General features: G+C 71.1%; 25 protein-coding genes. 22 read left to right on the forward strand and 3 right to left on the reverse strand.

Annotation, left to right across the window (positions count from 1 at the left end; translation table 11 throughout):
- The first annotated feature begins 13 nt into the window (after positions 1 to 13).
- On the forward strand, positions 14 to 913 hold the full coding sequence (pdxS, locus tag CUC05_RS07720; RefSeq protein WP_108665513.1) for a pyridoxal 5'-phosphate synthase lyase subunit PdxS: 900 nt from the start codon (positions 14 to 16) through the stop codon (positions 911 to 913).
- A 65-nt stretch (positions 914 to 978) separates the two neighbouring features.
- On the opposite strand, the gene CUC05_RS07725 is transcribed toward pdxS, so the two are convergent.
- Both CUC05_RS07725 and CUC05_RS07730 read right to left on the reverse strand, forming a co-directional pair.
- A complete protein-coding gene (locus CUC05_RS07725) occupies positions 979 to 2091 on the reverse strand; it encodes a phospholipase D-like domain-containing protein (RefSeq protein WP_108665514.1) in 1113 nt (370 codons plus the stop codon).
- A gap of 97 nt (positions 2092 to 2188) precedes the next feature.
- Positions 2189 to 2686, reverse strand: a complete 498-nt coding sequence (locus CUC05_RS07730) for a hypothetical protein (protein ID WP_108665515.1) — start codon at positions 2684 to 2686, stop codon at positions 2189 to 2191.
- Positions 2687 to 2876: 190 nt separating this feature from the next.
- Between CUC05_RS07730 and CUC05_RS07735 the strand changes: the two genes are divergently transcribed.
- The 6 genes from CUC05_RS07735 (at position 2877) to CUC05_RS07760 (ending at position 7025) form a co-directional block, all read left to right on the forward strand.
- Positions 2877 to 4010 carry a PTS transporter subunit EIIC gene (locus CUC05_RS07735; protein ID WP_108665516.1) on the forward strand — a complete coding sequence of 378 codons (1134 nt, stop codon included), beginning with the start codon at positions 2877 to 2879 and terminating at the stop codon, positions 4008 to 4010.
- Positions 4011 to 4013: 3 nt separating this feature from the next.
- Positions 4014 to 4325: a PTS lactose transporter subunit IIB gene (locus tag CUC05_RS24565; protein WP_108665517.1), complete on the forward strand. Its 312-nt coding sequence runs from the start codon at positions 4014 to 4016 to the stop codon at positions 4323 to 4325.
- Complete coding sequence (locus CUC05_RS07745; protein ID WP_157965333.1) at positions 4318 to 5112, forward strand: HPr family phosphocarrier protein; 795 nt, start codon at positions 4318 to 4320, stop codon at positions 5110 to 5112. The genes CUC05_RS24565 and CUC05_RS07745 overlap by 8 nt, the downstream gene beginning before the upstream one ends.
- Before the next feature lie 64 nt (positions 5113 to 5176).
- Positions 5177 to 5764: a pyridoxal 5'-phosphate synthase glutaminase subunit PdxT gene (gene pdxT, locus CUC05_RS07750; protein ID WP_108665519.1), complete on the forward strand. Its 588-nt coding sequence runs from the start codon at positions 5177 to 5179 to the stop codon at positions 5762 to 5764.
- Positions 5765 to 5771: 7 nt separating this feature from the next.
- On the forward strand, positions 5772 to 6524 hold the full coding sequence (locus tag CUC05_RS07755; RefSeq protein WP_108665520.1) for a YebC/PmpR family DNA-binding transcriptional regulator: 753 nt from the start codon (positions 5772 to 5774) through the stop codon (positions 6522 to 6524).
- 36 nt (positions 6525 to 6560) lie between these two features.
- A complete protein-coding gene (locus CUC05_RS07760; protein ID WP_205712202.1) occupies positions 6561 to 7025 on the forward strand; it encodes a GNAT family N-acetyltransferase in 465 nt (154 codons plus the stop codon).
- A 16-nt stretch (positions 7026 to 7041) separates the two neighbouring features.
- On the opposite strand, the gene CUC05_RS25840 is transcribed toward CUC05_RS07760, so the two are convergent.
- A complete protein-coding gene (locus CUC05_RS25840; protein ID WP_108665521.1) occupies positions 7042 to 7740 on the reverse strand; it encodes a FadR/GntR family transcriptional regulator in 699 nt (232 codons plus the stop codon).
- A 141-nt stretch (positions 7741 to 7881) separates the two neighbouring features.
- Between CUC05_RS25840 and CUC05_RS07770 the strand changes: the two genes are divergently transcribed.
- From CUC05_RS07770 to hisS, 15 genes are all read left to right on the forward strand, one after another.
- Complete coding sequence (locus CUC05_RS07770; RefSeq protein ID WP_108665522.1) at positions 7882 to 8445, forward strand: DJ-1/PfpI family protein; 564 nt, start codon at positions 7882 to 7884, stop codon at positions 8443 to 8445.
- A gap of 5 nt (positions 8446 to 8450) precedes the next feature.
- Positions 8451 to 9824 carry an FAD-binding oxidoreductase gene (locus CUC05_RS07775; protein WP_240606217.1) on the forward strand — a complete coding sequence of 458 codons (1374 nt, stop codon included), beginning with the start codon at positions 8451 to 8453 and terminating at the stop codon, positions 9822 to 9824.
- A gap of 428 nt (positions 9825 to 10252) precedes the next feature.
- Positions 10253 to 10897 (forward strand): crossover junction endodeoxyribonuclease RuvC, encoded by a 645-nt coding sequence (locus tag CUC05_RS07785; RefSeq protein WP_108665524.1) that lies wholly within the window; start codon positions 10253 to 10255, stop codon positions 10895 to 10897.
- A gap of 11 nt (positions 10898 to 10908) precedes the next feature.
- Entirely contained in the window at positions 10909 to 11148 is a 240-nt protein-coding gene (locus CUC05_RS25290) for a hypothetical protein (RefSeq protein ID WP_205712203.1), read from the forward strand.
- Positions 11145 to 11732 (forward strand): Holliday junction branch migration protein RuvA, encoded by a 588-nt coding sequence (gene ruvA / locus CUC05_RS07795; protein WP_108665526.1) that lies wholly within the window; start codon positions 11145 to 11147, stop codon positions 11730 to 11732. Before CUC05_RS25290 ends, ruvA begins: the two co-directional genes overlap by 4 nt.
- Positions 11729 to 12781 (forward strand): Holliday junction branch migration DNA helicase RuvB, encoded by a 1053-nt coding sequence (gene ruvB / locus CUC05_RS07800; RefSeq protein WP_108665527.1) that lies wholly within the window; start codon positions 11729 to 11731, stop codon positions 12779 to 12781. The genes ruvA and ruvB overlap by 4 nt, the downstream gene beginning before the upstream one ends.
- Before the next feature lie 211 nt (positions 12782 to 12992).
- Positions 12993 to 13436 carry a preprotein translocase subunit YajC gene (gene yajC, locus CUC05_RS07805; RefSeq protein WP_108665528.1) on the forward strand — a complete coding sequence of 148 codons (444 nt, stop codon included), beginning with the start codon at positions 12993 to 12995 and terminating at the stop codon, positions 13434 to 13436.
- Between the two features lie 13 nt (positions 13437 to 13449).
- Complete coding sequence (locus CUC05_RS07810) at positions 13450 to 14370, forward strand: hypothetical protein (RefSeq protein WP_205712204.1); 921 nt, start codon at positions 13450 to 13452, stop codon at positions 14368 to 14370.
- 54 nt (positions 14371 to 14424) lie between these two features.
- Complete coding sequence (gene secD, locus CUC05_RS07815) at positions 14425 to 15954, forward strand: protein translocase subunit SecD (protein WP_108665529.1); 1530 nt, start codon at positions 14425 to 14427, stop codon at positions 15952 to 15954.
- Positions 15951 to 16949 carry a protein translocase subunit SecF gene (secF, locus tag CUC05_RS07820; protein WP_157965334.1) on the forward strand — a complete coding sequence of 333 codons (999 nt, stop codon included), beginning with the start codon at positions 15951 to 15953 and terminating at the stop codon, positions 16947 to 16949. The genes secD and secF overlap by 4 nt, the downstream gene beginning before the upstream one ends.
- A 466-nt stretch (positions 16950 to 17415) precedes the next feature.
- Positions 17416 to 17925, forward strand: a complete 510-nt coding sequence (locus tag CUC05_RS07825; protein ID WP_108665531.1) for an adenine phosphoribosyltransferase — start codon at positions 17416 to 17418, stop codon at positions 17923 to 17925.
- 343 nt (positions 17926 to 18268) lie between these two features.
- Positions 18269 to 20617: a RelA/SpoT family protein gene (locus CUC05_RS07830; RefSeq protein ID WP_205712205.1), complete on the forward strand. Its 2349-nt coding sequence runs from the start codon at positions 18269 to 18271 to the stop codon at positions 20615 to 20617.
- Positions 20618 to 20730: 113 nt separating this feature from the next.
- The gene (locus tag CUC05_RS07835; protein ID WP_108665533.1) at positions 20731 to 21600 is read left to right on the forward strand and encodes a hypothetical protein; all 870 of its coding nucleotides are present in this window, start codon (positions 20731 to 20733) and stop codon (positions 21598 to 21600) included.
- Positions 21601 to 21660: 60 nt separating this feature from the next.
- A complete protein-coding gene (locus CUC05_RS07840) occupies positions 21661 to 22395 on the forward strand; it encodes an MBL fold metallo-hydrolase (RefSeq protein WP_108665534.1) in 735 nt (244 codons plus the stop codon).
- Complete coding sequence (gene hisS / locus CUC05_RS07845) at positions 22392 to 23645, forward strand: histidine--tRNA ligase (RefSeq protein ID WP_108665535.1); 1254 nt, start codon at positions 22392 to 22394, stop codon at positions 23643 to 23645. Before CUC05_RS07840 ends, hisS begins: the two co-directional genes overlap by 4 nt.
- Positions 23646 to 23654: the final 9 nt, after the last annotated feature.

Genomic DNA, 23654 nt, shown 5'->3' on the forward strand with positions numbered 1-23654 from the left:
GTACAGTGGCGCCATGAGCGAGCCCACCACCGAGACGACCGGCACCCGTCGCGTGAAGCGCGGCCTGGCCGACATGCTGAAGGGCGGCGTCATCATGGACGTCGTCGACGCCGAGCAGGCGAAGATCGCAGAGGAGGCCGGCGCGGTCGCCGTGATGGCCCTCGAGCGCGTACCGGCCGACATCCGTCGCGACGGCGGCGTGGCCCGCATGTCCGACCCCGACATGATCGACGGCATCATCGACGCCGTGTCCATCCCCGTGATGGCCAAGGCCCGCATCGGCCACTTCGTCGAGGCGCAGATCCTGCAGTCGCTCGGCGTGGACTACATCGACGAGTCCGAGGTGCTGACCCCGGCCGACGAGGCCCACCACATCGACAAGCACGAGTTCACCGTGCCGTTCGTGTGCGGCGCCACCAACCTGGGCGAGGCGCTGCGTCGCATCGCCGAGGGTGCGGCCATGATCCGCTCCAAGGGCGAGGCCGGCACCGGCAACGTCGTCGAGGCCACCCGCCACATGCGGTCCATCACCGGTGAGATCCGCAAGCTGTCCCGCATGGACTCCACCGAGCTGTACACGGCCGCCAAGGAGCTCCAGGCGCCCGTCGAGCTCGTCCGCGAGGTCGCCGAGGCCGGCTCCCTGCCCGTCGTGCTGTTCACCGCCGGCGGCATCGCCACCCCCGCCGACGCCGCGATGATGATGCAGCTCGGCGCCGACGGCGTGTTCGTCGGCTCGGGCATCTTCAAGTCGGGCAACCCCGAGCAGCGCGCCCGCGCCATCGTGCAGGCCACCACCTACTTCGAGGACGCCGACATGCTGGCCAAGGTCAGCCGCAACCTCGGCGAAGCCATGGTCGGCATCAACCTCGACGAGCTGTCGGAGGACCAGAAGCTGGCCAAGCGCGGCTGGTAGCCAACCCCCACGATCTCGCGACGACGGCCGCCCCTCGGGGCGGCCGTCGTTCGTTCTCGAGTGGACTACAGCCAGTCCTCGAAGGGGTCCAGCACGGCCTCGGCCCACTTCTTCCAGATGGGGCGATCGCGCCACCGCTCCAGGTCGATCACCTCGGCCTTGGTGATGTCGTCCTCGTAGTGCGCGTCGAGGATGTCGACCACGTCGGGGTCGAACGCCACGATGGACAGCTCCTCGTTGTGGCGCATGCTGCGTTCGTCGACGTTGGCCGAGCCGAACATGGCGACCTCGCCGTCGATGGTGATGATCTTGGCGTGCAGCATCGTCTGCTCGTAGTGGCGGATGGTGACCCCGCACTCCAGCATCCGCTCGTAGTCGTCGGCGCTGGCCAGGTGGGTCACGCGGTTGTCCAGATGGGTGCCGGGCAGCAGCAGCTCGACCTCGACCCCGCGGGCCGGGGCGGCGCACATGAGCTCCAGCATGCGCTCGCCCGGGACGAAGTAGGCGGTGGTGATCCGGATGCGGCGTTCGGCGCTGCGCAGCATGGCGTCCATCGCCAGGCCGACGTCGTGCCAGAACGGCCCGGAGGACCCTCGCAGCATCAGCAGGTCGGTGTCACCGGCCTTCTCCAGGGTCGGGAAGGTGTCCTCGGGGCAGACCGACGGGTGGCCGCACTCGACCCAGTGCTCGATGAACGCCGCGGTGACCTGCCGGACGATGGGGCCGCGGAGGCGGAAGTGGGTGTCGCGCCACTCGTCGGGGGTGCGGGCGTCGCCCTCCCATTCCTCGGCGATGCCGACGCCGCCGGTCATGGCGACCCGCTCGTCGGCCACCAGCAGCTTGCGGTGGGTCCGGTGGTGCATGCGGCTGGGCCGGTCGTTGGGCGCCCGGAACAGCTCGACCTGGCAGCCGGCGTCGGACATCTCCTCGACCAGCGCGCTGTCCATAGCCATGCACCCGACCGCGTCGAGGACCACCCGGACGCGCACGCCGTCGCGGGCCCGGTCGGCCAGCGCATGGGCCATGCGCCGGGCGATGTCACCGGTCCAGTACACGTAGGTCACGAGGTCGATGGTCCGCTCGGCCGACTCGATCGTCTCCAGCATCGCTGGGAAGATCTCGTCGCCGTTCCGGAACACCTCGACAGCGTTGTCGTGCGTGACCGAACTCCCGGTCACGCCTTCCAGAATGGCTCGGGCGCGTTGCACACTCGCTCCTTGCCCCGTGATCGGGGGTCGCAAACGGCCCGGAGGATCCGCGGGTCGGCCGCTGGGGTCAGCCCGCCGCACCCGCCAGCTGGGCACCGAGCAGCAGGCAGGCCAGCCCCAGCAGCAGCACCCACGGGGCGATGGAGCGCACCAGCGTGACGGAGTCGGCCGATCCGATGATCTCCTTGCCCTTCTTCACGGCCATGTCGAAGACCGCGTCGACGTCGTCGGCGGCGGTCAGCTGCACGTTGGGTCCCTCGATGACCTTCAGGACCGGGTTGATCCGCCACCACGTCGAGTTCGGCATGATCACCGCGTCGATGGCCTTCCAGCTGATCTCGCGGGCCGGTCCGATGCCGGGCCGTTCGTGCATGCCCTTGGGGGTCACCTCCAGCCGCCACAGGAACTCGCGGGCGGTCTGCAGGCCGATGATCGCCGGGTACGCCACGACCCCGAAGTCGCTCGTGTCACCGGAGATGGCTGCCCACGCGATGATCACCACCAGGGTGGACGCGGCGATGACGCGCATGGCGAGCGGACGGGTGAGGACGACGACGTTGTTCATGGCCGCACCGATCCTGCCCGGTCGACGCCGTCCCGGCCAGCACACCCGACCGGCATGCGGACCCGACACTGGTGGTCTTGACGATGATCGGCCGGTTTCGCTAGCGTGCGGGCACGATTCCGACGACGCTGGGGCACGTGTCGTCCGTTCCGAGCCGCGACGGATCAGTCGGCCGAGGAGGCCTCCCGGGATGAACGATGCAGGCGTCGCCACAGAGGGAGGCTGGGCTCGCCTGCGCACGGCACTGCAGCGCATCGGGGGGAACCTGGCCGGCATGGTCATGCCCAACATCGGTGCGTTCATCGCATGGGGGCTGCTGAGCGCCCTGTTCGTGGACAGCGGGTGGATCCCCAACGAGGGCCTGGCGTCGCTCAGCGAGCCGATGGTCACCACGCTGCTGCCCGTCCTCATCGGCCTGACCGGCGGACGAGTGGTCCACGACCAGCGGGGAGGGGTGATCGGCGCCATCGCCACGATGGGCATCGTCGTCGGCTCGACCGTCCCCCAGCTGCTCGGTGCGATGGTCGTCGGCCCCCTCGCCGCCCTCGCCCTGCGGCGCGTCGACCGGGTCGTCCGCCCCCGGGTCCGGACCGGGTTCGAGATGCTGGTCGACAACTTCTCCCTCGGCCTGCTCGGGCTCGTGATGGCCGTGCTGGGCTACGTGGCGATCGGCCCGGTCGTCTCCCTCGTCACCGTCACCCTCGGCGACGGGGTGGACTGGATGGTCAGCCACCACCTGCTGCCGGTCGTGTCGGTCCTCGTCGAGCCGGCGAAGGTCCTGTTCCTCAACAACGCCGTGAACCACGGGGTCCTCGCGCCGCTGGGCGCGGTCGAGGCCGGTCGAACCGGGCAGTCGATCATGTTCATGATCGAGACCAACCCTGGACCGGGCCTCGGGATCCTGCTGGCCTTCTGGGTGGCCGGCCCACGGGAGGTGCGCCCATCGGTGCCGGGTGCGGCGATCATTCACTTCCTCGGCGGCATCCACGAGATCTCCTTCCCGTACGTGCTGATGAAGCCGCGGCTGCTGATCGCGGCGATCGCTGGCGGGGCGACCGGGGTGGCGACGTTCGTGCTGACCGGTGCGGGGCTGGTGGCCACACCCTCGCCCGGCTCGATATTCGCCTGGCTGGCCGTCATGCCACGCGGTGGGTTCCTCGGCCCGCTCCTCGGCATCCTGCTGTCCACGCTGGTGTCGGCCGGCGTCGGCACCCTGCTGCTGAAGGCCGAGCGCAGCCCTGACCCCGCGACGGCCGACCTCCCGGGCGCCCGGGCGAGGTCGTCGGCCAACAAGTGGCCACGATCGACCCCGCGGGAGGCCTGAGCCATGCCCACGATCGACGGTGACGCGGTGCGACGCGTGCTGGTGGCCTGCGAGGCCGGCATGGGATCGAGCGCCCTCCTGACCTCGCAGCTGTCGGCGCGGCTGGCGCCCCATGGCGTCGAGGTGGCCCACACGGCCGTCAACCGGCTGGAGGCGGGCGAGGGTGACGTGGTGCTCTGCCATGCCGCGCTGGCGGGTCGTGCGCGGCAGGCAGCGCCGGGTGTCGTCGTCCTGCCGTTCCAGCTGTTCATGGGCGACCCCGCGTTCGACCGGCTCGAGGCGGCCATCCGCGACGGGGACACGCTGGGTGGATGACCACGACGTCCTGCCCGTGGGCGGGCTCCGGCTGGGGGTGCAGGTCCCGTCGAGGGACGCGGCCATCGACCTCGTCGGGGGGCTGCTGGTCGACGCCGGGGCCGTCGCGCCCGGCTACGTCGAGGCGATGCACGAGCGCGAGGCGATCGTGTCCTCCATGGTGGGGCCGGGAGTGGCCATGCCCCACGGCACCGACGCGTCCCGGGCCCTGGTGCGGCGGACCATGGTGGCCGTCGTGCAGCTGGCAGCGGCGATCGACTGGGACGGGCACCCGGTGCGGGTCGTCATCGGGCTGGCCTCGGACTCCGAGGCACACCTGCCGCTGATGGCGCGCCTGGCCGAGGTGCTGCAGGACCCGTCGCGGCTGGCCCGGCTGTTGTCCACCGAGGAGGTGGAGGAGGTGCGGCAGCTGCTGCTCGGATCGCCCGCCGACGCCGATCCCGCAGCCGATCCCGACGCCGAGGCCGAGGCCGAGGTCGAGGCCGAGGCCGGGAGGGGGCCAGCCGGTGAGCCGGTCGACGTCGTGGTCGACGTCGCGGTCGAGGTGTGCGTCGGGGCCGACGTCGGGCTGCACGCCCGACCGGCGGCGCGCGTCGCGGCGGTCGCGGCCGCCCAGGACGTCGCGGTCACCGTCGGTCGGCCCGGCAGGACGCCGGTCGACGCCACGTCCATGCTGTCGTTGTTGACCCTCGGCGCCGACCGCGGCGAGATGGTCGAGGTCCGGGCGACGGGCCCGGGTGCCCGGGGGGCGGTTGAAGCGGTGGTCGCGGCCATCGCCGCGCCCTGAACGCGCACGCTCGGGGACGAGTGGCTGCCGAGAGGCCCGCACCCGGCCGCTACCCTGCGGCCCGATGACGACCACAGTTGGAGTGCTGGCCCTGCAGGGCGACGTCGCCGAACACCTGCGCGTGCTCGGCGAGCTCGGGGTGCGCACCATGCCGGTGAAGCACGCCCACCAGCTCGAGGACCTCGACGGGCTGGTCATCCCCGGCGGGGAGTCCACCACCATCGGCAAGCTGCTGCGGCTGTTCGACCTGCTCGACCCGCTCCGCGCCCGCATCGCCGACGGGCTGGGGGTCTTCGGCACCTGCGCCGGGGCGATCCTGCTGGCCAGCGAGGCGGTCCACCACGACGGCCGGCCGGCCGACCAGCCGCTGCTGGAGGTCATGGACACCAGCGTCCGCCGCAACGCCTTCGGACGGCAGGTCGACAGCTTCGAGGCCGACCTGGACGTGACCGGGATCACCGGCGGACCGATGAAGGCGGTCTTCATCCGGGCCCCCGCGATCGAGCGTGCCGGAGAAGGGGTGGACGTACTCGCCACGGTGGGCGATACCATCGTCGTCTGCCGTCAGGGTCGACTCCTGGCCAGCTCGTTCCATCCGGAGCTGACCGACGACCTGCGGTTGCACGAACTCTTCGTCGATTTGATCAGGTGAGAGCGAGATGTCGGGTCACAGCAAATGGGCAACGATCAAGCGCAAGAAGGGCGCGAACGACGCGGCCCGCGGGCGCCTGTTCGGGAAGCTGATCAAGGCCATCGAGGCTGCGGCGCGTGACGGGGGTGCAGACCCCGACATGAACCCGACGCTGGCCACGATGGTGCAGAAGGCCAAGGACGCGTCGGTCCCCAAGGACAACATCGAGCGTGCCTTGGCCCGAGCGGCCGGCCGCGACGGTGGCGGTGCCGACTGGAAGACCGTCTACTACGAGGGGTACGCCCCCGGTGGTGTGGCCGTCTACGTCCAGTGCCTGACCGACAACACCAACCGGGCCGCAGCCGACGTGCGCACCGCGTTCAGCAAGAACGGCGGCTCGCTGGCCGAACCCGGCGCGGTCAACTACCTGTTCACCCGCACCGGTGTCGTCACGGTCCCGACCGAGGGCACCGACGAGGACGAGGTCATGATGGCGGCGCTGGAGGCCGGCGGCGAGGACGTCAGCAACGACGGCGACGTCTACACCATCACCTGCCAGCCGACGGACGTGAACGACCTCCGCAAGGCCCTGACCGAGGCGGGCATCCCCGTGTCGTCCTCCGACACCACGATGCTGCCCAGCGTCAACGTGCCCATCACCGACGAGGAGAGCGCGAAGAAGGTCATGCGCGTCATCGATGCCCTCGAGGACTCCGACGACGTGCAGGACGTGTTCGCCAACTACGACATCTCCGACGAGATCATGGAAGCAGTGGCCTAGCCATTCCTGTTCGAGTTCGGTCCAAGGACACCGACCGTGGGCGACCTGCGGATCGAGGGTGAGGACCCGCGGGCGGCCGACGTGGTCGGGCTGCTCGAGGCGCACCTGACGCTGATGCGGGCCACGTCGCCACCGGGGCACGTCCACGCCCTGGACCTCGACGGCCTGGCCCGGCCCGACATCACGTTCCTCGCCGCCCGCGACGGCGAGGTCCTGCTCGGCGTCGGCGCCCTCCGCGAGCTCGACCCCTCCCACGGGGAGATCAAGTCCATGCACGTGGCCGAGGCCGCCCGGGGGAGGGGCATCGCCCGCGCGCTGCTGGACGAGCTTCTCGGCCTCGCCCGCCGACGTGGGTACGACGCGGTCAGCCTGGAGACCGGGACGATGGACGTCTTCGCACCCGCGCGAGCCCTGTACGAGCGCAACGGGTTCCGCACCTGCCCGCCGTTCGGGGACTACACGACCAACCCCTACAGCACGTGCATGCGCCTGGAGCTGTGACCCACCCGGGCAGGGGTCACTCCCGGCCGTAGAAGCCGCGGATGTGCATCTCGGTCAGGGCCGCCGCGTCGTCGCCGCGACCCTGGTCGACGGCCCGCAGGATCGCCTCGTGCTCCTCGGTCAGCCGCGACAGGGTGGCCTCGAGGTCGTCGACCTCCGCCAGCGCATCGGCCAGGTAGCGGGTCTGGGCGTCTCGGCAGGCCTGCATGACGGCATGCATGGCCTGGTTGCCCGAGGCCCGCACCAGCGCCGCATGGAACGCCACGTCGGCAAGGTCGTAGGCGATCGCGTCGTCGTGGGACCGCCGCATCGTCGACAGCGCCGCGTCGGCCTCCTCCAGCGCCGTCAGCACCGGCATGGCCGCGGCCAGGCGCAGCGCCTGCCCCTCCACCGCGCAGCGCAGCTCGACGAGATCGGTCAACGGCACCTGCTGCAACGCCATGGAGTCCGTCAGCGCCTGCGTCAACGCCTTCCGGTTCGTCCGGGCGACCGTCCGGCCCTGCGCCGTTCGCCCCCCGGCGACCAGCCCCTGTGCCTCGAGCTGACGCAGGGCCTCGCGCACCGACGCCCGGCTGACGCCGAACGTCTCGGCCAGGTCGCGTTCGCCGGGCAGGGCGTCGCCGGGGCCGAACCGCCCGTCGACGATCGCTTCGCGGATGCGCCCGGCCACCTGCTGGTACAGCGGGGACGGGGCCACTGACTCGAACACGCCCATGATCGGCTCCTGGATGGGGATGACATGAACAACAGATGATCGTATTGACTGTTGGTCAGACCAAGCCTAGTGTCTCGGCCACGCCGAGCCAAGCCCCGAGCGCGGACGGCGCACGCACAGCCACTACAGGAGGGCAACCCCATGGCAAAGGTCCTGATCATCACCGGCGATGCCGCCGAGAGCCTCGAGGTCATGTACCCCTACCAGCGTCTGCTGGAGGAGGGCTACGAGGTCGACATCGCGGCCCCGAGCAAGAAGAAGCTGCAGTTCGTCGTCCACGACTTCGTCGACGGCTTCGACACCTACACCGAGAAGCTCGGCTACATGTGGGATGCGGACCTGGCGTTCGCCGACGTCGACCCGGCCGACTACGTCGCGCTCGTCGTCCCCGGCGGTCGCGCGCCGGAGTTCATCCGCAACGACGAGGACTGCAAGCGGATCGTCCGGCACTTCATGTCCAACGACCTGCCGGTCGCCCAGCTGTGCCACGCCGCCCAGGTCATGGCCGCCGCCGGGACCCTCGAGGGCCGCCGCACCGCGGCGTACCCGGCGCTGCAGCTCGACGTCGAGGCCGCGGGTGCGGAGTTCGTCGACGGGGCCGGTGTCGTCGACGGCCTGATGGTCTCCGCCCGCGCATGGCCCGACCACCCCACGTGGATGCGCGAGTTCATGCAGGTCCTGCGCGCCAAGGCGCCGGCGGCCTGATCCTCTTGCTGACCGATCCGCTCGCCGGCCTGGCCGGCGAGCTCGACGACGGCCTGCTGGTCACCGACCCGCAGGTCGTCGCCGCCCATGCGGGGGACCAGGTCCCCGGGCTGCACGTCGGAGCGCCCCTCGCGCTGGCCCGACCTCGGACCACCGAGGACGTCGCGACGGTGCTGCGCTGGGCGTCGGCCAACGGGGTGGCCGTCGTGCCACGGGGTGCGGGCAGCGGACTGGCCGGAGCGGCCAACGCCGTGGACGGGGCGATCGTGCTGTCCCTGGCCGCCATGGACCGTGTGCTGGAGGTCAACCCGGCCGACCGCTACGTCGTGGTCCAGCCCGGTGTGGTCACCGCCGACGTCGACGCCGTCGCCCGCTCCCACGGGCTGAGCTACCCGCCGGATCCCGCCAGCAAGGACTTCTCCACCATCGGCGGCAACATCGCGACCAACGCCGGCGGGCTGTGCTGCGTCAAGTACGGGGTGACGTCGGACTTCGTGCTGGCACTGGAGGTCGTGCTGGCCGACGGCTCGGTCGTGCGGACCGGCCACCGCACCCGCAAGGGCGTGGCCGGCTACGACCTGACCCACCTGATGGTCGGCTCGGAGGGCACCCTTGGCGTGGTGACCGAGGCCACGCTGCGCCTCGTCCCCGCTCCGCTTGCCGCGGCGACGCTGGTGGCGTTCTTCCCCACGCTGGAGTCCGCGGGACACGCCGTCGCCACGATCGCCGCCGACGGCCTGGCCCCCTCCCTCCTGGAGATCATGGACGCGGCCACGATCAGGGTGGTCGACGAGGCGCACCGCATGGACCTCGACCGCGACGCCGCCGCGCTCGTGCTGGCCCAGTGCGACACCGGCGCCCGGGCGGCCGAGGACATCGCCGCGCTGGCGTCGCGCTGCGAGGCGGCGGGGGCCGCCTTCGTCGCTTCCACCGACGACCCCGCGGAGGGTGAGGCCCTGCTGGCCGCCCGGCGGGCTGCCTATCCGTCGCTGGAGCGGCTGGGCACGACCCTCCTCGACGACGTCTGCGTTCCCGTCAGCGCCCTGCCGGCCGCCATCGCCGCCATCGAGGCCATCGCCGAGCGGTACGAGCTGCTGATCGGCACGTTCGGCCATGCCGGCGACGGCAACCTGCACCCCACGATCGTGCACGACGCGTCCTCCGCCGACCGGGCCGCCAAGGCCTTCGACGACATCCTGACCGCGGCGCTGGAGCTCGGCGGCACGATCACCGGCGAGCACGGGGTCGGCCGCCTCAAGGCACACCGCCTGGTCGACGAGCTCGGCTCCGCCGGCATCCGCCTGCAGCACGCCGTCAAGGCCGCCTTCGACCCCGCCGGCATCCTCAACCCCGGCGCCGTCCTCCCGCCCCTCCCGTAGCACCCCGGCGGCCGACCGTCGGGTCGGGGTCGGGGGTCGGGTCGGGGTCGGGGGTCGGGTCGGGGTCGGGTTCGGGGGTCGGGTTCGGGGGTCGGGGGGCCCGGTCTGCGCGATTGGCATCCGGCGACGATTGTGATGAGCGGTGCACGGGTGCTCCCGTTGCCACGATCGTGCCGGGATGCCGGGTTCGTGGGATCGGTGTCCGGCGACGATTGTGGTGGGCGGTGCACGGGTGCTCCCGTCGCCACGATCGTGGCGCAATGCCAATGAGGTGAGGAGGGGCGAGCGGGCGGCGTCGGGACGACTCGGGGGCTGCGGAGCCCATCGGGGACTCGACGTGCCCGTGACTACGGGCCGGTGTGGACGTGGTGGGCCGGGTTCGGGAGTTGCCCGGGGGACGGCGGCGTGGCTGCTACGGTGCAGTACAGATGTTCGACCCCTCGACCGCCGCCGTTCGTGTGCTCGGCGTGGACCCCGGCCTGTCGCGCTGCGGCGTGGCCGTCCTCGACGGGCCGGCCCAGCGGGCCACGCTCGTCCGGGCCGAGGTCGTCCGGACCCCACCGCACCAGCCGCTCGGCGACCGGCTGGCGGCCATCCACGCGGCGATCGAGTCCGCCGTGACCACCGACCGGCCGAGCGCCCTGGCCGTCGAACGGGTCTTCATCAACAACCAGGCCCGCACCGGCGTCGGTGCCATCCAGGTCGTCGGCCTGGTGCACCTCGTCGGGGCCCGCCACGGCCTGGGGGTCACCGAGCTGACCCCGTCGCAGGTCAAGGCCGCGGTCACCGGGTTCGGTGACGCCGACAAGGACCAGGTCACGTTCATGGTCCAGCGGATGCTCGGCCTGGCCAAGCCGCCCAGACCCGCCGACAAGGCCGACGCCCTGGCCGTGGCCCTCTGCCACCTCCAGCAGGCCGCCATGCCCACCGCCGGGCCGACCGCCGGGTCCCCCGGCCAACCGGGCCGACCCGACACCGCCGGCCTTCCCCCGCGGCTGGCCGCCGCGCTGGCCAAGGCTGGACCGGGCCTGCAGGCCGTGCGCCCCACCACCGACCCGCGGGCACGCCGATGACGACCGCGCCGATGACGACCACGCCGATGACCACGCCGATGACCACCGCCCCGGTCGCCCCGGTCGCCCCGGTGGCCCCGGTCGCCCCGGCCACGACCACGGCCAGCGCCACCGCCACGTCGTCGCACCCGGCGCCTACCCTCGATCCCACCATGCGCCCCATCCCGCCCGACTCGACCTCGCCCGACTCGACCTCGCCCGACTCGACCTCGCCCGACTCGACCTCGCCCGACCCCCGGCGCACGCCGTGATCGCCCTCCTCCGGGGCACCGTCGCCCACCTCGAACCCGGCCGCGTCGTCCTCGACGTCGGCGGCGTCGGCTACCTCGTCCGCGTGCCCTCCGGCGCCCGGCTCGGGGGAGTGGGCACCGAGCTCGTCCTGCACACCCACCTCGCCGTGCGCGAGGACGCCATGGACCTCTACGGCTTCCCGGGCGTCGGCGACCGTGACCTGTTCCAGCTGCTCCTGTCGGTCTCCGGGGTCGGCCCGAAGCTGGCGCTCGCCGCCGTCGACACGCTCGGCGCCGACGGGATCCGCGCCGCCGTCATCGCCGAGGACGTCACCGGCCTGACCGCCATCCCCGGCGTCGGCAAGAAGGGCGCCCAGCGCCTCGTGCTCGAGCTGCGCAGCAAGGTCGGCATGCTCCCCTCCGCCAGCCCATCGGGCAACGGCCTGCCGGCCGCGGCCGCCGCCGACGACCCGCGCAGCGAGGCCCGCCAGGCCCTCTCGGCGCTCGGCTACGGGGCCGCCGAGGTCGAGCACGCCCTCCGTGGCGTCCCCGCCGACGAACCAGCCGAGGTCCAGATCCGCGGGGCCCTGCGAGGCCTCGGATGAGCGACGATCACGGCCTCGACAACGAGGTCATCGACCCCTACGCCCAGGACGAGGACCTCGACCTCGAGACCAGCCTGCGGCCACGCCACCTCGGCGAGTTCGTTGGCCAGCAACGCATCAAGGACCAGCTCGGCCTGATCCTCGCCGGAGCCCAGCGACGTGGGGCCTCTGCCGACCACCTGCTGTTCTCCGGCCCGCCGGGCCTCGGCAAGACCTCCCTCGCCCACATCGTGGCCACCGAGATGCAGGCGGCGCTGCGGGCCACGTCCGGTCCGGCGCTGGAACGCCCCGGCGACCTCGCGGCGATCCTGACCAACCTCGAGAAGGGCGACGTGCTCTTCCTCGACGAGATCCACCGCCTGCCACGCGCCGTGGAGGAGATCCTCTACCCGGCCATGGAGGACTTCGTCCTGGACATCGTGGTCGGCAAGGGCCCGGCCGCAAAGGCCTTCCGGCTGCCGCTGCCGCCCTTCACCCTCGTCGGCGCCACCACCCGCACCGGCCTGCTGACCGGCCCGCTGCGCGACCGCTTCGGCTTCGCGACCCGCCTGGAGTTCTACGACCCCGGTGACCTGCGACGGATCGTGTCCCGCTCCGCCACGCTGCTCGACGTCCCCATGGACGCCGCCGGCGCCCTGGAGATCGCCCGCCGCAGCCGCGGCACCCCCCGCATCGCCAACCGCCTGCTGAAGCGCGTCCGCGACTACGCCGAGGTCAAGGGCGACGGGACGGTGAACCACGCGACCGCGTCGGCTGCCCTGGAGATGTTCGAGGTCGACCCGGCCGGCCTGGACAAGCTCGACCGCATGGTGCTGGACAAGCTGTGCCGCGACTTCGGCGGCGGCCCGGTGGGCCTCGGCACCCTCGCCGTCGCGGTCGGGGAGCAGCCCGACACCCTCGAGGACGTCGTCGAACCGTTCCTCATCCAGAAGGGCATGCTCGCCCGCACGCCCCGCGGCCGGGTGGCCACCGCGGCCGCCTTCGGGCACCTCGACCTGCCCTTCACGCTGGACCGCACCCCCGGGGCCGGCCCCTCCCTGTTCGACTGACCGGTTCGACTGATCGCTCGGCAGGGCGCCACGACGACCGCGCACCCGGGACCACCCGCCGGCTGACCGGCCGTGGACGCGGTCGGAGGACCGGCACCGACGGTGCTATCGTTTCCCGGCCGGGCCTCTCAGCAGGGCCGCTTCGGTGTGCGCAGTCAGCGACCACCCCCGCAGGCCCCACCCACTCTCCACCCGGAGGCCCGTCCTCACCATGAACCTGCTTATCGACGTTCCCGTGCTCGCCGAGACCGGCGCAGCTGCCACGGGCAGCCCCATCGGCGCCCTCCTGCCGTTCCTGCTCATCGGCGCGGCCTTCTACTTCCTCATCATCCGCCCCCAGCGCAAGCGCCAGGCCGAGCAGCAGGCCATGCTCCGCCGGGTCTCCGAAGGGGACGAGATCGTCACGATCGGCGGCTTCCACGGCCGCATCGTGGCCCTCGAGGAGGACACGATGGAGCTGGAGCTTGCCCCCGGCGTCATCGTCACGATGGCCCGCACCGCCATCTCCCGGGCGCTGACCGAGCCGGCTCCCATCACCTTCGACGACGATGACGACCTCGACGAGTTCGACGACGACGAGTTCGACTTCGACAACGACGACGACATCGTCATGGGTGACGCGGACGGCGACAACGACACCAACCGCGACGCCTGATCCTCCCCACCACATGAGCCACGACGACGACCGGGGCGCCGAGCCGGACCAGCGGTCCGCCGGCGCTGCCGACACACCCGACGGCGACCTCGCCGACGACGGCGTCGGCGTCGGTGGCCGCACCCCGGAGGGCACCGAGCAGGCGACCCCGGCGGAGTCCACCGGCCGCAGCCGCATCCCGCTGCTGGACGCCGTGCGGCAGCACACCCTCGCCACGGGGCTGCTGGAGATGGCCGACGAGTTCCTCGCCTCGCAGGGGTTCACCGAACACGGCTTCCGGCACGCCAACCTCGTCGGGCACATCGCCTACAACGTCCTGACCCACCTCGGGTTCGACGAACGCCTGGCCGAGCTCGGGGCGGTCAGCGGCTACCTGCACGACATCGGCAACGTCGTGTCGCGGGCCAACCACGGGCAGTCCTCCGGGCTGATCGCGATGACGATCCTCCGCGAGCTCGACGTGCCCGTGCACGACATCGCCCAGGTCATGGGTGCGGCCGGCAACCACGAGGAGTCCTACGGCGTCGCCGTCTCGCCCGTGTCCGCCGCGGTCATCGTGGCCGACAAGTCCGACGTGCACCGCAGCCGGGTGCGCGACACCGGCGACATCGACAACGACATCCACGACCGCGTCAACTACGCGGTCACCTCCAGCTTCCTGCGCGTCTCGCCGCGTGACCGCGACCTGGCCGAGCAGGAAACCGGCCTGGTCGAGTCGAACATCTTCACCGACGACGGGGAGCGGATGCTGGTTCGTCCGAGCGACCCCGACGTCCGCCGCACGCTCACCCTCGAGCTGACCGTCGACACCGACGTCACGCCCGTCTTCGAGTACTTCGAGATCTTCATGGAGCGGATGGTGATGTGCCGCCGCGCCGGGCGAACGCTCGGCGCGGAGTTCCGCATCACCGTCAACGACGTCCCGGTCCTCTAGACCGTCGCACGCCATCCGCTCAGCCCCACCCACCAACCAACGAAAGCTGTCACCGTGTCACGAGGACGCCTGATCACGCTGATCGTCATCTACGCCGTCGCACTCGCGGCGGTGTGGGGATGGATCGCCGTCGCCGGGCTCGAACCGCGTCTGGGCCTGGACCTGCAGGGTGGCGTCAGCGCCAACCTGATCCCGGCCGAAGGACAGGGCGAGATCGACGACGAGATCCTTGACCAGACCGTCGCCACCATCCGCGAGCGCGTCGACGCGCTGGGTGTTGCCGAGCCCGACATCGCCCGCCAGGGCGACACCATCCAGGTGCAGCTGCCGGGTGTGGCCGACCAGGAGCAGGCCCGGGAGATCATCGGCCGCACCGCCCAGCTGCAGTTCCGCCAGGTGCTGGAGGTGCTGCCGCCCGACACCTCCGAGCTGAGCGAGACGGCCACTGCCACCGCCGGGTCGACCTGCGACGAGCGGTCCGACACGGCGATCCCGCCGGCCGACGAGGAGGTCGTGCTGTGCCTGCGCACCTACGACCCCGTCGACCCCGACGTCGAGCTGCCCCGGTCGGAGTGGAACCGCCTGCGCATGGGCCCGGTCGCCGTCTCGGGTGCCAACCTGACCGACGCGTCCGCCCAGCTGATCCCGCAGCAGATCGTCGAGCAGTGGATCGTGGAGATGGAGTTCGACGACGAGGGCGCCGACGCCTTCGCCGAGGTCACCGGCAACCTCGCCTGCCTGCAGGGTGTCCAGCGGCAGCTGGCCATCGTGCTGGACTCCATCGTCGAGCAGGCCCCGCCGGTCAGCCAGGACGTGGCCTGTGGCCAGGGCATCCAGGGCGGTTCGGCCGTCGTCAACACCGTCGGCGAGAACGACGCCAAGGACCTGGCGCTCGTGCTCAAGGCCGGTGCGCTGCCCATCCAGCTGGACTTCGGCACCTTCCAGACGATCTCTCCGACCCTCGGTCGTGACTCGCTGGACGCCGGCCTGCTGGCCGGCCTGATCGGCCTCGTCCTCGTGGCCCTGTACCTGATCGCGCTGTACCGCGGCATGGGTGCGGCTGCGGTGATCGAGCTGATCTTCTTCGGCATCACCGTGTTCGGCCTGATCATCGTCCTCGGCGAGGTCATCGGCTTCACCCTGACCCTGGCCGGTATCGCCGGTGTCATCGTCTCCATCGGCATCGCGGCGGACTCCTCCATCATCTACCGCGAGCGGTACCGCGACGAGGTCCGCGCCGGACGCACCATCCGCACCGCCGCCGACCACGCCTTCACCAAGGCGTTCCGCACCAACCTGACCGGCAACACCGTCAGCTTCCTCGCAGCCGTCGTGCTGTACCTGCTGGCGGTCGGCCCGGTCCGTGGGTTCGCGTTCACGCTGGGCCTGTCGACGCTGATCGACACCCTGCTGTTCGCCACGTTCACCCGCGGGGTGTTCGGGCTCGTCGCCCGCAGCCCCAAGCTGGTCAACGCACCCTTCATGGGGCTGCGTGCCGGCGTCACCAGTGAGCAGCTGGCCCTCTCGGCCAACGTCGGATCCGGCCGCAAGGGTCGCAAGAACGGGAAGAAGGGTCGCAAGTGAGCGACGACATCACCACCACCGACCGCCAGGAGGACCGGGACACCGGCCTCGCACGGCTGCTGACCGGGCAGGCGAACGTCGACTTCATCGGTCGTTCGCGCCAGTTCGGCCTGATCACCCTCGCGCTGATCGTGATCAGCCTGGCCGCCCTCGGCATCCGCGGGCTGAACTTCTCCATCGAGTTCACCGGCGGGTCCTCCTTCGTGGAGGAGGGGGCCACCCAGGAGTTCACCGTCGACGACATCGAGGCGGCGCTGAGCGACCTCGGCGTCACCGGCGCGATCGTGCAGATCGTCGCCGACGGCGAGGGTGCCCAGGTGTCCACGCCGGCGATCTCGGAGATCTCCGGCGTCGACGACCTCGAGGTCGCGGCTGCCATCGAGGAGCTGACCGGCGGCGACGTGAGCGTCTCCACCATCGGCCCCCGCTGGGGTGACGCGGTCACCGAGCAGGCCGTCCGCGGCCTCATCGTGTTCCTCGTCCTGGTCATCGCCTACATCACGTTCCGCTTCGAGTGGCGCATGGCCGTCTCCGCGGTGCTCACCCTGCTGCACGACGTGATCATCACGGTCGGCCTGTACGCGCTGATCGGCTTCACGGTCTCGCCGTCGACGGTCATCGCCATCCTGACGATCCTCGGGTACTCGCTCTACGACACCGTCGTGGTGTTCGACCGCATCACCGAGGACAGCGAGAAGCTGACGTCGGTGTCGACGGTGTCCTACGGCCAGCTGGCCAACAACGCCCTGAACAACGTCCTGGTCCGGTCCTTGTCGACGTCCATCACGTCGGTGCTGCCGGTCGCCTCGCTGCTGTTCGTCGGCGCCAACCTGCTGGGCGCGGCCACGCTGTCGGACCTGGCCCTCGCGCTGTTCATCGGCATGACGGTCGGTACCTACTCCTCCATCATCATCGCCACCCCGATGCTGGTGTGGCTGAAGGAGAAGGACCCCAAGTTCGCCGAGCTCAAGGAACGCGCCGCCCGCGCCACCTGACCGCGCCAGCGGCATCCCGGCCTCGTCCCCTCGACCTCGACCAGAGATCGGGGGGACAGCCCGTTTCTGGGCCGGGCGATTGCTGCCAGGGGCGGGTCGCCGGAGTCGAATTGGGGCTGCTGCCACGGCCCGGGGGGACGATTGGCATCCGGCGACGATTGTGGTGAGCGGTGCACCCGTGCACCCGTGACCACAATCGTCGGCGTATCCCAGCTTCGGAGGATTGGCGGACGACCACGATTGTGGCGAGGGGAGCACCCGTGCCCCGTTCGCCACAATCGTGGCGAGAAGCCAATCGCGCAGTCCGGACGGCCGCGAGCGGCGTCGACGACCAGACCGCCCCCGAGCGGCATCCAGTCCTCTCTCCCTCGACCTCCACCAGAGGTTGACGGGATGGGTCGTTTTCGGCCCCGCAGAGCGCAGGGATGGGCCTCGGGAGGGGGAGGGGCGTCTACAGTCCGTGGTCATGGACTTCGACGCCCTGATCCGCGACATCCCAGATTTTCCCTCCGAGGGCATCGTCTTCAAGGACATCACGCCGCTGCTGGACGACCCCGAGGGATTCGGGGCGGCCATCGAGGCGTTGGCCGCCCCCTACGAGGGGAGGGTCGACCGGGTGATCGGCATCGAGGCGCGTGGGTTCATCCTGGCCGCCCCCATCGCGCTCCGCCTCGGTGCCGGGTTCGTGCCGGTCCGCAAGGCGGGCAAGCTGCCGGCCGCCACGATCGAGCAGGCCTACGCCCTGGAGTACGGCACGGCGACGATCGAGATGCACGCCGACGCACTGGCCGAGGGGGACCGGGTCCTCGTTGTCGACGACGTCCTGGCCACCGGGGGCACCGCCGAGGCGGCCGTCGCGCTCGTCACCCGGTCCGGTGCGACCGTGGCCGGTCTGTCGTTCCTCATCGAGCTGGACTTCCTCGACGGCCGCACCAAGCTCGCCGGCCACGACATCACGACGTTGCTCCATTACTGAACGGGGCTGCACTACTGACCGGGACTGCTCGACCGAACGCTGCCCAAGCAACGGGACTCGCTTCCCCGGTTCCGTGGCCGATGACACGAATTCGTCCGCCGATGTGTGTTGGCAACTATCGACGCCGTAGCATCCTCCGTCCCACGGACGTCCTTGTGATGACGACTACAGTCGGTGGTGAGTTCCACCGTCAGGAGGCAACGCCACGACCGCTGACCAGCGACCGACCTCCGGGGCCACCGACACCCGGTCCCCCGAGACGCTGGAGGGCGCGCCGACACCGCCGGCCGACCCCGTGCATCCCCCCGCCGACGCACCTACGGACGAGGCAGCCAGTCCGGACGTGACCGCCGACGGCGGGGCGTTGCCCGTCCCCGCCGGTGACATCCCGCAGGGATCCCGCGCCGCCCGTCGCCAGTCGGGGGTCCGCGCCGTGCTCGCCCGCCTGCCGTTCGGCGACCTGGGCACACAGATCCCCGAGCCGGTCCAGCCGCTGGTCCAGGCGCTCAAGCGGTCCTCCTCGAGGGTCGACCTCAAGCTGATCCTGAGGGCCTACGAGGTCGCCGACGCCGCCCACTCGGGGCAGAAGCGCAAGTCCGGCGAGCCCTACATCATCCACCCGATCGGGGTGGCGGAGATCCTGGCCGACCTCGGGGCAGACACCGCCACCATGTGTGCGGCCCTCCTGCACGACGTGGTCGAGGACACCGAGTGGACCCTCGACGACCTGCGCAACGAGTTCGGTGACGCCGCCGCCGCGCTGGTCGACGGGGTCACCAAGCTCGAGCGCGTCGCGGTGCAGTCCAAGGAGGAACAGCAGGCCGAGTCGCTGCGCAAGATGTTGCTGGCGATGGCCGACGACTACCGCGTCCTGCTGATCAAGCTGGCCGACCGCCTGCACAACATGCGGACGATCCACCACATGCCGCGGCACAAGCAGGAGGAGAAGGCCGCCGAGACCCTCTCCATCTACGCCCCGCTGGCCCATCGGCTGGGCATGCAGCAGTTCAAGTGGGAGCTGGAGGACCGGTCCTTCCAGTGCATGCATCCCAAGCGGTACGACGAGATCAAGGCGATGGTGGCCGAGCGGCAGCCCGGCCGTGACGTCTACATCCAGCAGGTCCTCGCCGACGTCACCGAGCGGCTGCGGGCCGTGAAGATCCGCGCCCAGGTCACCGGCCGGCAGAAGCACTACTGGTCCATCTACGAGAAGATGGTCGTCCGCGGCAAGGAGTTCGACGAGATCTACGACCTGGTGGGCATCCGGGTCATCGTGGACTCCGTGAAGGACTGCTACGCCGCGCTCGGCACCCTCCATGCGGTCTGGCGCCCGGTTCCCGGGCGGTTCAAGGACTACATCGCCATGCCGAAGTTCAACCTCTACCAGTCGTTGCACACGACGGTGGTCGGTCCCGGCGGCAAGACGATGGAGGTGCAGATCCGCACCCACTCCATGCACCGCACCGCCGAGTTCGGTGTCGCGGCCCACTGGCGCTACAAGGAGACCAACCGCGCCGCGGGGGAAGGGGGCGGCGACGCCCAGTGGCTGGAGCACATGCTGGACATGGAGTCCTCCACCCGCGACTCACCGGGCGAGTTCATGCGCGGGGTCACCCTCGACCTGTACGCCGACGAGGTGTTCGTCTTCACCCCCGACGGCGACATCCGGCAGCTGCCCCGTGGGTCGACGCCCGTGGACTTCGCCTACGCCATCCACACCGAGGTCGGCCACCGCACCATCGGCGCCCGGGTGAACGACCGCCTCGTGCCCCTGGAGTACGAGCTGCGCAACGGCGAGACCGTCGAGGTGCTGCTGTCGTCGTCCAAGGACTCCGGCCCGTCGCGTGACTGGCTGGAGTTCGTCGGCTCGTCCCGGGCCCGCTCCAAGATCCGGGCGTGGTTCAGCCGCGAACGGCGCGAGGACGCGATCGATCGGGGTCGTGAGGACCTGCGCAAGGCGCTGTCGAAGTCCGGAAGGGGCTGGAAGCGGCTGATCCGCTCGCCCGAGCTGATGGAGGTCGCGCAGAACCACAACTACGCCGACTTCGACTCCCTCTACCGGGCCATCGGCGACGGGCACATCACCGCCAAGGCCATCGCCCAGCAGCTCGGGCAGAAGCTGGCGGAGGCGGAGGCACCGCCGATCGCCGACGACGACGAGGACGCCTACTCCGCGCCCGCCGTGGTCGAGGAAGCTCCCCGGCGGTCCAGCGAGGCCGTCATCGTCGAGGGCATCGACGACGTGCTGGTCACCCTCGCCCGCTGCTGCACGCCGGTGCCACGCGACGACATCATGGGCTTCGTGACCCGGGGGAGGGGCATCAGCGTCCACCGCACCGACTGCCCCAACGCCGCGTCGCTGCGGGCGCAGGACGACCGGCTGGTCGAGGTCCGCTGGAACACCCAGACCCCCGCGACGTTCCGCGTGACCGTCGACGTCGAGGCGCTGGACCGCAAGCACCTGCTCCGCGACATCACCACCGTGCTCGGCGACGAACACGTCAACATCCTGTCGGCCAACGTCACCACCAAGCGCGACCGGATCGCCCTGCTGCGGTTCACCTTCGAGCTGGCCGACATCACCCACTTCGACCACGTCATCCGCCAGGTCAAGCGGGTGGAGAGCGTCTACGACGCCTACCGCGTCATCCCTCGCGCCGCCGGTGGCGGACGGGTGTCCGAGGACCAGTAGCGCCGCAGCCACGTCGTCCACGATCCCGAACAAACGGTTCGCTAACGGTCGACTGCCATCCTTCGCGCCACCGAGCCCAGACGGACTCGGCCAACACGAAGGGACGCAGTCGAATGAACGCAGTCATGTCCGAACGGCGCCTGGGGTATCACACCCGGGCCGCATCAAGTCTCCTGTTGGTCGCGCTGGTCCTGCTGCTGCCGATGACCCCTGCGGCGGCGAAGCAGGACCACAAGGTCGACGTGTGCCACCGCGACGGTGACGCCTTCACGCTCATCCGCGTGTCGGACCGTGGCAACGCCGTCGAGGCACACCGCGACCACGGGGACGCGCTGCCGGGCGACCCGGTGCCCGGGGATCCCACGATGGTCCTCGACGAGGCGTGCCAGCCCACGTCGATCGACGACGACGGCGACGGCGTGCCGAACGGCGATGACAACTGTCCTGGGGTGGCCAACGCCGATCAGCTCGACCGCTTCGGTTCCAGCGACGGCGACGTGTGCGAGCGCGACGCCAACGACAACGGGGTCCCGGACGTCTCCGAGGCCAACATCTGCGTCCACGTGAACGGGACACTGTTGACGGGCACCGGCACAGCCACCTGTTCGTCGGACCGAACCGGCATCGCCATCGCCGAGGGCGACAGCGCCGATGCATGGGCCGTCGGCGGATCCGACAACCTGGCCCGGGCGATCGGCCCGCGTGCCACGGCGTGGGCGCTCACCGGCGACCGCAACACCGCGCTGGCCCGCGGCGCCGACGCCCACGCCCAGGCAGCGCAGGGCGACGACAACGTCGCGGAGGTCCGCGACAGCGCCAGCGGATCGGCATCGGCGATCGACGGCGATCGCAACACCGCGATCGTGGAGAACGGTGCACACGCGGCGGATGCGTCAGGCGGCAACGACAACTACGCCTACGCCGGCTCCCCCGGATGTCACGCCCACACCGTCGGCGTCAGCAACGCCAGCGTCACCTGCTGACGGGCGACCACCCCGGCAGCGGTCGTGCACGTGGGGCCCCGCAGGTAGCCTGCGGGGCCCATGGCTTCCGACACCACCTTCGTCGACGTGCTCACCCTCGGCATCTGGCAGGCCAACTGCTACATCGTCGGTGACTCCGAACGCGGGACCGCGTTCGTGGTCGACCCCGGACAGGACGGGGAGGGGCCGGTCACCAAGGCCCTCGCCGCCCGCGGGGTGACCTGCGAGGCGATCCTGCTGACCCACGCCCACCTCGACCACCTGTGGTCGGCGCCGGAGCTGGCGCGCAGCCTGGACGTCGGCGTGCGCATGCACGAGGAGGACCGCTGGCTGTGGGACGAGCCGGGCGCCGGCATCGGCGCGGCGCCGGGCAACCTCGAGGCCCAGTTCGGCCTGGTCTGGGACCCGCCGCACGAGCGGCTGGAGACCTTCCGCGACGACCACACCATGACCATCGCCGGCATGCAGGTCGACGTGCGCCACACCCCCGGCCACACACCCGGGTCGTCGGTCTTCATCACCGAGGACCTCGGCGACGCCCCGGTCATGATCTCCGGAGACCTGATCTTCGCCGGGTCCGTGGGCCGTACCGACTTCCTGCGCGGGTCGTGGGAGGAGGAGGCCCGGTCCATCCACCGGGTCGTCCTGCCCCAGCCCGACGACATGCGCATCGTCTCGGGCCACGGCCCCGAGACCACCGTCGGCGCCGAGCGGCGCCAGAACCCGTTCGTGCACCAGATCATGGCGGATCTGGGCAGCCCGGAACCGGTCATGAAGCAGAGGCGTGGACTGTGAGCATCCCCGACGGCGTCAAGGGCGCCCCCGACCGACTGCCCCCCGAGGCCGCCGCGTTCGACGCGGTCGAGCAGGCGTTCCTCCGGACCGCCCTCACCTACGGCTACCAGCGGATCCGCACCCCCGTCTTCGAGCACACCGAGGTGTTCTCCCGCGGCGTCGGTGCCTCCACCGACATCGTCAACAAGGAGATGTACACCTTCACCGACCGGGGTGACCGGTCGTTGACGCTCCGCCCCGAGGCGACCGCCGGCATCATGCGCGCGGCGCTGGAGGGTGGCGTGCCCAAGGCAGGCGGGCTGCCGCTGAAGATCTCCTGGGCAGGGGAGTGCTTCCGGGCCGAGAACGTCCAGAAGGGCCGCCAGCGCATGTTCACCCAGGTGGACGTCGAAGCGCTCGGCACCGACGACCCGATGGTCGACGCCGAGTTGGTCCTGCTGGGCTGGGAGGCGCTGAAGGCCGCCGGCTGCGGCGAGGTCACCCTGCTGATGAACAACCTCGGCGACCCCGAGGACCGGCCCGGCTACCACGAGGTGCTCAACGCCTACCTCGACGGGGTCGGCGACCTGCCGGCGGAGGTGGAGGAGCGCCGGGCGATCAACCCGCTGCGCGCCTTCGACTCCAAGGCGCCCGGCATGGCCGAGGTCATGGACGCCGCCCCGCTGCTGCGCGACCACGTCAACGCCGACGCCAAGGCCCACTACGAGGAGGTCTGCGGGCTGCTGGCCGACGCCGGCATCCCCATCACCCAGGACCCCCGCCTGGTGCGCGGGCTGGACTACTACACCCGCACGACCTTCGAGTACCAGGTGTCGACGCTGGGTGCCCAGTCCGCCGTCGGCGGCGGCGGCCGCTACGACGGCCTCGCCGAGCAGCTCGGCTATCCCGACCGGTTCCCCGGCATCGGGCTGGCCCTCGGCGTGGACCGCACGCTGCTGGCCATCACCGACGGCGCCACCCCCGACGCCGCACAGCGGGTCCGCTGCTTCGTGGTCCCGGCCACCGACGACGTCCGCCCGGCCGCGTTCGCGCTGGTCACCCGGCTGCGTCGCGAGGGCATCACCGCCGACATCGGCGCCGACCGACGACGGGCTCGCGCCCAGTTCAAGGCCGCCGACCGCGCCGGCGCCGACTTCGCCCTCGTGCTCGGCCCCGACGAGGTCGCCCAGCAGGCCGTCACCGTCAAGGACCTCCGCTCGGGCGAGCAGACCCTGGTCCCCGAGGCCGAGCTGCTGGCCCACGTCCGCTGACGCTTCTAC

It is taken from the genome of Euzebya rosea, assembly GCF_003073135.1.
Classification (GTDB): domain Bacteria; phylum Actinomycetota; class Nitriliruptoria; order Euzebyales; family Euzebyaceae; genus Euzebya; species Euzebya rosea.

Coding starts and splice junctions, on each gene's coding strand:
- pdxS (WP_108665513.1), top strand. CDS start 14: ATGAGCGAGCCCACCACCGAGACGACCGGCACCCGTCGCGTGAAGCGC.
- CUC05_RS07730 (WP_108665515.1), bottom strand. CDS start 2,686: ATGAACAACGTCGTCGTCCTCACCCGTCCGCTCGCCATGCGCGTCATC.
- CUC05_RS07735 (WP_108665516.1), top strand. CDS start 2,877: ATGAACGATGCAGGCGTCGCCACAGAGGGAGGCTGGGCTCGCCTGCGC.
- CUC05_RS24565 (WP_108665517.1), top strand. CDS start 4,014: ATGCCCACGATCGACGGTGACGCGGTGCGACGCGTGCTGGTGGCCTGC.
- pdxT (WP_108665519.1), top strand. CDS start 5,177: ATGACGACCACAGTTGGAGTGCTGGCCCTGCAGGGCGACGTCGCCGAA.
- CUC05_RS07755 (WP_108665520.1), top strand. CDS start 5,772: ATGTCGGGTCACAGCAAATGGGCAACGATCAAGCGCAAGAAGGGCGCG.
- CUC05_RS25840 (WP_108665521.1), bottom strand. CDS start 7,740: ATGGGCGTGTTCGAGTCAGTGGCCCCGTCCCCGCTGTACCAGCAGGTG.
- CUC05_RS07770 (WP_108665522.1), top strand. CDS start 7,882: ATGGCAAAGGTCCTGATCATCACCGGCGATGCCGCCGAGAGCCTCGAG.
- CUC05_RS07785 (WP_108665524.1), top strand. CDS start 10,253: ATGTTCGACCCCTCGACCGCCGCCGTTCGTGTGCTCGGCGTGGACCCC.
- CUC05_RS25290 (WP_205712203.1), top strand. CDS start 10,909: ATGACGACCACGCCGATGACCACGCCGATGACCACCGCCCCGGTCGCC.
- ruvB (WP_108665527.1), top strand. CDS start 11,729: ATGAGCGACGATCACGGCCTCGACAACGAGGTCATCGACCCCTACGCC.
- yajC (WP_108665528.1), top strand. CDS start 12,993: ATGAACCTGCTTATCGACGTTCCCGTGCTCGCCGAGACCGGCGCAGCT.
- CUC05_RS07810 (WP_205712204.1), top strand. CDS start 13,450: ATGAGCCACGACGACGACCGGGGCGCCGAGCCGGACCAGCGGTCCGCC.
- CUC05_RS07825 (WP_108665531.1), top strand. CDS start 17,416: ATGGACTTCGACGCCCTGATCCGCGACATCCCAGATTTTCCCTCCGAG.
- CUC05_RS07835 (WP_108665533.1), top strand. CDS start 20,731: ATGAACGCAGTCATGTCCGAACGGCGCCTGGGGTATCACACCCGGGCC.
- CUC05_RS07840 (WP_108665534.1), top strand. CDS start 21,661: ATGGCTTCCGACACCACCTTCGTCGACGTGCTCACCCTCGGCATCTGG.